3 protein-coding genes and 3 pseudogenes are annotated in these 6,089 nt (G+C 62.8%); 3 read left to right on the top strand and 3 right to left on the bottom strand.

What is annotated here, in order from left to right; translation table 11 throughout:
• Positions 1–43: 43 nt before the first annotated feature.
• Complete coding sequence (gene ltrA / locus ABIB95_RS47095) at positions 44–1,417, top strand: group II intron reverse transcriptase/maturase (RefSeq protein WP_354249202.1); 1,374 nt, start codon at positions 44–46, stop codon at positions 1,415–1,417.
• Between the two features lie 63 nt (positions 1,418–1,480).
• Positions 1,481–1,633, top strand: a pseudogene (locus ABIB95_RS47090) (integrase core domain-containing protein); the annotation flags it as partial.
• 145 nt (positions 1,634–1,778) lie between these two features.
• On the opposite strand, the pseudogene ABIB95_RS47085 reads toward ABIB95_RS47090, so the two are convergent.
• The 3 genes and pseudogenes from ABIB95_RS47085 to traC all read right to left on the bottom strand — a co-directional run.
• Positions 1,779–3,286, bottom strand: a pseudogene (locus tag ABIB95_RS47085) (type IV secretory system conjugative DNA transfer family protein); the annotation flags it as partial.
• On the bottom strand, positions 3,273–3,488 hold the full coding sequence (gene traD / locus ABIB95_RS47080) for a conjugal transfer protein TraD (protein ID WP_354249200.1): 216 nt from the start codon (positions 3,486–3,488) through the stop codon (positions 3,273–3,275). The gene traD and the pseudogene ABIB95_RS47085, both read right to left, overlap by 14 nt.
• Positions 3,489–3,492: 4 nt before the next feature.
• Positions 3,493–3,753: a conjugal transfer protein TraC gene (traC, locus tag ABIB95_RS47075; protein ID WP_018458955.1), complete on the bottom strand. Its 261-nt coding sequence runs from the start codon at positions 3,751–3,753 to the stop codon at positions 3,493–3,495.
• 247 nt (positions 3,754–4,000) lie between these two features.
• On the opposite strand from traC, the pseudogene traA reads away from it, so the two are divergent.
• Positions 4,001–5,992: pseudogene (gene traA, locus ABIB95_RS47070) on the top strand (Ti-type conjugative transfer relaxase TraA); the annotation flags it as partial.
• Positions 5,993–6,089 lie beyond the last annotated feature (97 nt).

Raw genomic sequence — 6,089 nt, 5'->3', positions numbered from 1 at the left:
CGTCTGCCATCACAAGGTGTCCACCTATTTTGGTGGACACCTCATGCATCAGAGCACCCAAAAGCAAAAGGTGCAGGGAAATTCGCGCTTACGCTGGACCGAAGGGGTGGCGTCGCCCGGCTTTATTATGTTGGCAACCCGCAAGGGGAGGACCAGCGTGGATAAAGCAAGACCGTTTAATATTTCCAAGCGCGAAGTATGGTTGGCTTATAAGCGAGTGAGGGAAAACCGCGGGGCGGCTGGCGTCGATGATCAAACGATCGCGGAGTTCGAGAAGGATCTGAGTAACAACCTTTATCGGCTCTGGAATCGAATGTCGTCGGGCAGCTACATGCCGCCACCGGTTCGTCGAGTTGACATACCGAAAGGGGACGGACGGGGAACGAGACCGTTAGGTATCCCGACCGTTTCTGACAGAATCGCCCAAATGGTAGTCAAGCGATATCTTGAGCCCGTCCTGGAACCAGTGTTCCACGATGACTCCTTTGGATATCGTCCCGGTCGGTCGGCGCATGATGCGGTGGCTGCGGCACGGCAGAGATGCTGGCGCTTTGACTGGGTGCTCGATCTCGACATCAAAGGCTTCTTCGACAACATCGATTGGGAGTTATTGATGCGAGCGGTGCGTCGTCATATCGACTGCGCATGGGTGCTGCTCTACATCGAAAGATGGCTGAAGGCACCCGTGAGCATGCCGGATGGCGCGCTGGTCAGCCGAGAGAAAGGAACCCCGCAAGGGGCAGTCGTCAGCCCAATCTTGGCAAACCTTTTCCTGCACTATGCGTTCGATCGTTGGATGAAGGAAAATAATCCAGACATTCCGTTCGAGCGCTACGCTGATGATGCCATCTGTCACTGTCGCAGTGAGGCGCAAGCGCTTTCATTGCGGCAAGCGCTGGAAGCGCGGCTTGCGGCGTGTAAGTTGGAATTGCATCCGCAAAAGACGAAGATTGTGTACTGCAAAGACTCAAACCGACCGAACGGTTATCCGAAGCAACGCTTCGATTTTCTGGGCTTTACGTTTCGACCCCGACAATCGATGAATCGCGCAGGAAAGCTGTTCGTCAGTTTCTCTCCTGCGGTCAGCGACAAAGCGGCCAAGGTGATGCGCGAAGACGTGCGTCGCTGGCAGCTGCATCATCGCAACGATCTCGACTTGGAGAAAATCGCCCAATGGGCACGGCCGATTCTTGTTGGCTGGGTCAACTATTACGGGCGTTTTCATCGTTCGGCGCTTCGCAGGGCACTACGCACAGTAGATCCATTTATCGTGCGCTGGGCACAGCGGAAATACAAAAGACTTCGGGGACACGCAAAGCGGGCGTGGGGCTGGTTGCGCGGGGTCAAATCCCGCCAGCCGAACCTGTTCGCCCATTGGTCCACGAAATCTCCGGTTGGGGCGATAGGAGCCGGATGAGTCGAGAGACTCACGTCCGGTTCTCGGAGGGCGTGGGGGTGGGATTCCCCCGCGCTACTCGACTATCTCCGCGCCTACGACAGCGTGTCCGAGGCGCGAGCGTCAATTGCCAAGTATCTGGCCTTCTACAATCAGGGACGCCCTCACTCGAGCCTTGACGGGCGCACGCCCGACGAGGCTTACTTCGGCACGCAAGCTATGGTGATGGCCGCATGACCGTCGCCGACGATTTTGTCGTCGCTCTGGTCGGGCTACGCCCTCCCGACGCAACGACAAAATCGTAAGGCCCCGCGTTCAGCATAACCCGGCAGGAATCCACTTAAATCCCGCGGGGCGCTGTCCAAACAACCGGGGCCAGCTCTTTGCGCCCCGCGTCGCGCGCCGTTTGGAGGCTGCGTAAGTAGCCGAGGCGGGCGACCTCATCGAGCAGGAACTGGGTGCGGCCGGTCACTTCGCCATTGCGATTGTAGATGGCGTTAAGCAGCGAGCCGATGATGACGCGGGCAAGGCCGGCATGGTTCTCCAGCGTCTTCAGGTCGAGATTGATGAAGACGTCTGTACGGCCCTCCGCGAGCCGGGCGGTCGTGAAACTCGACCCCGACACCAGCGCGGCATAGTTCGCATAGGAGAGCCAGTGGGTTTCTTTCACGGCGTTGGCGTAGACGCCGCTGAACATTTCCGGCGTCATGGCGATGAAGGGGGCGACATTCTCGTTTACGAATCTGGAGCCTGAGTTCTCGTAAATCGTCTGAAGCCGCTGGCGCAGCTTCGGCTCCGGCTCTGACAGGTTGGTACCGACCTGGCGCAGGTGCTGATCCTTCTTTTCCGTGTGACCGGACAGGCAGACATCGGCGATCAGCGCCGTCAGCAGCTGCAAGGCCGAGGCACGAAAGAAGTCGTCCCGCGCCGGGCCCTGGCGTGGATTGTCGGTCATGATCCATGACGCGATGGCGGCAATGTCCTCTTCCTTGGTTGCGCCGTGCTGGCCGATCCAGTCGAGCACATTGAAGCCGATCGCCGAGGCGCGCGGGTCGAGCACGAAGACCTGACGACCCGCCCCGTGCCGGTGTCCGGTGACCATCGGTGCGACCTCGTTGGACGGGTCAAGGACGACCAACCCTCCACCCCATTTGAGCGCCGTCGGCACCGTGACCGATGTTGTCTTGAAGCCGCCGGACCCGGCGAACACGATGCCGTGCGACGAGCCGAAGACGCATCGAAACAGAGCAAAGGAGACTTACCGCCGGCGCCCCATGTCTCAACGTCATCGGCGCGGAACGACTGGTCGGCGACCGCATCCCGATCGACACGATAGCGCTCCCCGACCACGATGCCACCCGCCTCCGGGAACAGCCGCGCAGCCTCAATCATCGTCATCCAGTCCGACTCGCCATGGATGGCGCGTCGCCCACGAATGCGGCGCGGCTCGGCGGCCGCGAACGCGGCATTGCCCCTCATCGCTACACGCAGTCCGAACACCGCCACGAGCGATGCGATCGTCGCTCCGATGATGGTCGAGGGATCGGCATAAGCGACAAGCCGGTCTCCAGCGGGCAGGGCATTGGCAAAGGAATGGAGGCGGGCGATCTCGCGCGAGGCGGCGATCGCGACCACAAGCAGGCCGCCGAACATGACGCTCCAACCGGCCCAGCGGATCGCCGTCGCACCAGCCGCCGCGAACAGGAAGACCACGCCGATCGCCGCGGCCATCACGTAGGACAGGGCGATGCCGATCCGCCCGAGCACCAGGTGCGCGTTTGGGGTTGTTCCGAACTTCGAAAGCCACGCTTCGATGCCGGTAAGGACAAGGCATGAGCCCGCCATCAGCACGGCCGGCGCGATCGCCAGCGCGATCCTACTTGCTCTCATGGCCGAAGGCCATCGCGTCGATCGCCGTCAGGCGCTCGCGTTCCGCCTCGTTGCCGCGCAGACGATCGGCGGCATCAAGCAACAGGCCGAGCAGCAGCGCACGCTTCTCGTAGCGCAACCCGGCCTTGGCGATCAGGCCACCGAGCTCGATCTTCTCCCGCGTGTCCTTCTTGCGGGCGCGAGTTGCATCGGACCGACGCATGCGTTCAGCCCTGTTCAGCCAGGCCCGCAGGCGCGACAGGCGGGATGGTCGTGGCCGCCTTGGCCGGTCTGCTCCCGCCCTTGCGAAACCGGCCGGCGATCTCCTCGAACGCCGACAGCAACGCGCCTTCCTCGATCTCGATTTCTCCCATCCCGGCCTTGAGCGCGATGCGGCCGATGCGCTCGGCTTCCCGTGTTTCTGCCTGCTTCAGCTGGTCCTGGAGCCGAGCGATTTCGTCCCTGATCTGCCGCGAGGGTTTTTTCATTCCGGAAGACCTTTCCTGTCATTAATTGCGCGAAGCGCCGACAGGAAAGCCGGGGTGAGCGCGAAGCGCGACCCGGGTAATTAACGGGGTCGGCGGAGCCGACGCTTTGGAAGATCATCCCGCCGTTCCGAAGGAGCGGCTTCCAAGGGCGCAGTAATACGTCGCTGACGCGACGTCCTGCTTCGCGGCCCAACTGGGCGGGCCGATCCCGACGAACAGCATGTTCGTTCGAAGGATCGCTTCAGCCGTGGCCATCACGCATTTCACGCCACAGCTCATCGGACGCGGCGATGGCCGCAGCGCCGTGCTGGCCGCTGCCTACCGGCATTGCGCGAGGATGGAGTTCGAGGCCGAGGGCCGCACCGTCGACTATTCCAACAAGCGCGGGATGATCCACGAGGAATTCCAGGTGCCGGCCAACGCGCCAGCCTGGCTGCGGACCATGATCGCGGATCGCTCCGTCGCCGGCGCGTCGGAGGCCTTCTGGAACAAGGTCGAGGCCTTCGAAAAGCGGGCGGATGCGCAGTTCGCCAAGGAGTTCATCATCGCGCTGCCCGTCGAGCTCACGCTAGAGCAGAACGTCGCGCTAATGCGCCAGTTCGTCGCCGAGCAGGTGCTGTCCCGCGGACAGGTCGCGGACTGGGTCTATCACGACGAGCCGGGCAATCCGCATGTCCACCTGATGACGACGCTGCGGCCTCTCACCGAGGACGGATTCGGGCCGAAGCGGGTCGCAGTCGTCGGAGAAGACGGGCAGCCGCTGCGCATGAAATCCGGCAAGATCGCCTACCGGCTTTGGGCCGGCGAGAAGCAGGAGTTCCTCGAGCAGCGCAACGGTTCGCTCGACCTGCAGAATCAGCACCTAGCTCTGCATGGTCACGAGATTCGCGTCGATGGCCGCTCCTACGCCGAGCGCGGCATCGACGTCGTGCCGACCACCCATATCGGCGTCGCGGCCAAGGCCATCCAGCGCCGGGCGGAGCGCGAAGGGCGCGATCCCAATCTCGACCGGCTGCGCGTTTTTGAGGAGAACCGGGCCGAGACGTTGAGGCGGATCCAGCGCCGTCCGGAGATCGTGCTCGACATGATTTCGCGGGAAAAGAGCGTGTTCGACGAGCGCGATGTCGGCAAGCTCCTGCATCGTTATCTCGACGATGCCGCAACCTTCCAGCACCTGATGGCGCGGGTGCTGCAAAGCCCCGATGCGCTGCGGCTGGAAGGGGAGTCCATCGACTTTGCCACGGGCGCGCGGGCGCCGGCGAAATACACGACACGCGAGCTCATCCGTCTCGAAGCGGAGATGGCACGCCGCGCGGTCCACCTGTCGGGCAGCACGGCTTTCGCCGTCAAGGCACAGGTGGTTGCCGCCGTGTCCGCGCGTCATGCCAACCTCTCGGCCGAGCAGCGCTCCGCCATCGATCATTTGGCGTCCGGGACGCGGATCGCGGCGGTTGTCGGCCGTGCCGGGGCGGGCAAGACCACGATGATGCGGGCTGCGCGCGAGGTGTGGGAGGCGGCCGGTTATCGCGTCGTCGGCGGCGCCTTGGCGGGCAAGGCGGCCGAGGGATTGGAGAAGGAAGCGGGCATCCAATCCCGCACGCTCGCCTCCTGGGAGTTACGCTGGAAGAGAGGCCGCAATGGCCTCAATGATAGGACGGTTTTTGTCCTCGACGAGGCCGGCATGGTCGCTTCGCGGCAGATGGCGCTGTTCATCGAAACAGCATCAAAGGCGGGAGCGAAGATCGTCCTGGTCGGCGATCCCGAGCAGCTCCAGCCGATCGAAGCGGGGGCGGCGTTTCGCGCGATCGTCGAACGTATCGGCTATGCCGAGCTCGAGACGATCTATCGCCAGGGCCAGCAATGGATGCGCGACGCCTCACTCGATCTTGCCCGTGGCCGGACGGCGCAGGCCCTATCCGCCTATCGCGATCATGGACGTCTGTTCGGCTCGGAGTTGAAGGCGCAGGCGATCGACAATCTGATCGCTGATTGGAACCGCGACTACGATCCATCGAAGTCAACTTTGATCCTCGCGCATTTGCGCCGCGACTTCCGCGCGCTGAACGAGATGGCGCGCGCCAAGCTCGTCGAGCGCGGTCTCGTCGCACAGGGACATGCGTTCCGGACGGAGGACGGCCAGCGCCGGTTTGCGCCGGGCGACCAGATCGTCTTCCTGAAGAACGAGGGCTCGCTCGGCGTCAAGAACGGCATGATCGGCAAGGTCGTGGAAGCAGAGCCTAACATTACAGTTGTCTTTTTGATTTGACATGAGCGCGTTGAGCGGCAGCCTGATGAGCTCTGCGCCAGAAAGACCATGCGATGATGCGTGCGGGTTG

This window comes from Bradyrhizobium sp. LA2.1, assembly GCF_040547725.1.
Taxonomy (GTDB): Bacteria; Pseudomonadota; Alphaproteobacteria; order Rhizobiales; family Xanthobacteraceae; genus Bradyrhizobium; species Bradyrhizobium barranii.
Note: the sequence above shows the minus strand (reverse complement) of the source record. Positions and strands in the feature narration are given on the sequence as shown.

Coding starts and splice junctions, on each gene's coding strand:
- traC (WP_018458955.1), bottom strand. CDS start 3,753: ATGAAAAAACCCTCGCGGCAGATCAGGGACGAAATCGCTCGGCTCCAG.
- ltrA (WP_354249202.1), top strand. CDS start 44: ATGCATCAGAGCACCCAAAAGCAAAAGGTGCAGGGAAATTCGCGCTTA.
- traD (WP_354249200.1), bottom strand. CDS start 3,488: ATGCGTCGGTCCGATGCAACTCGCGCCCGCAAGAAGGACACGCGGGAG.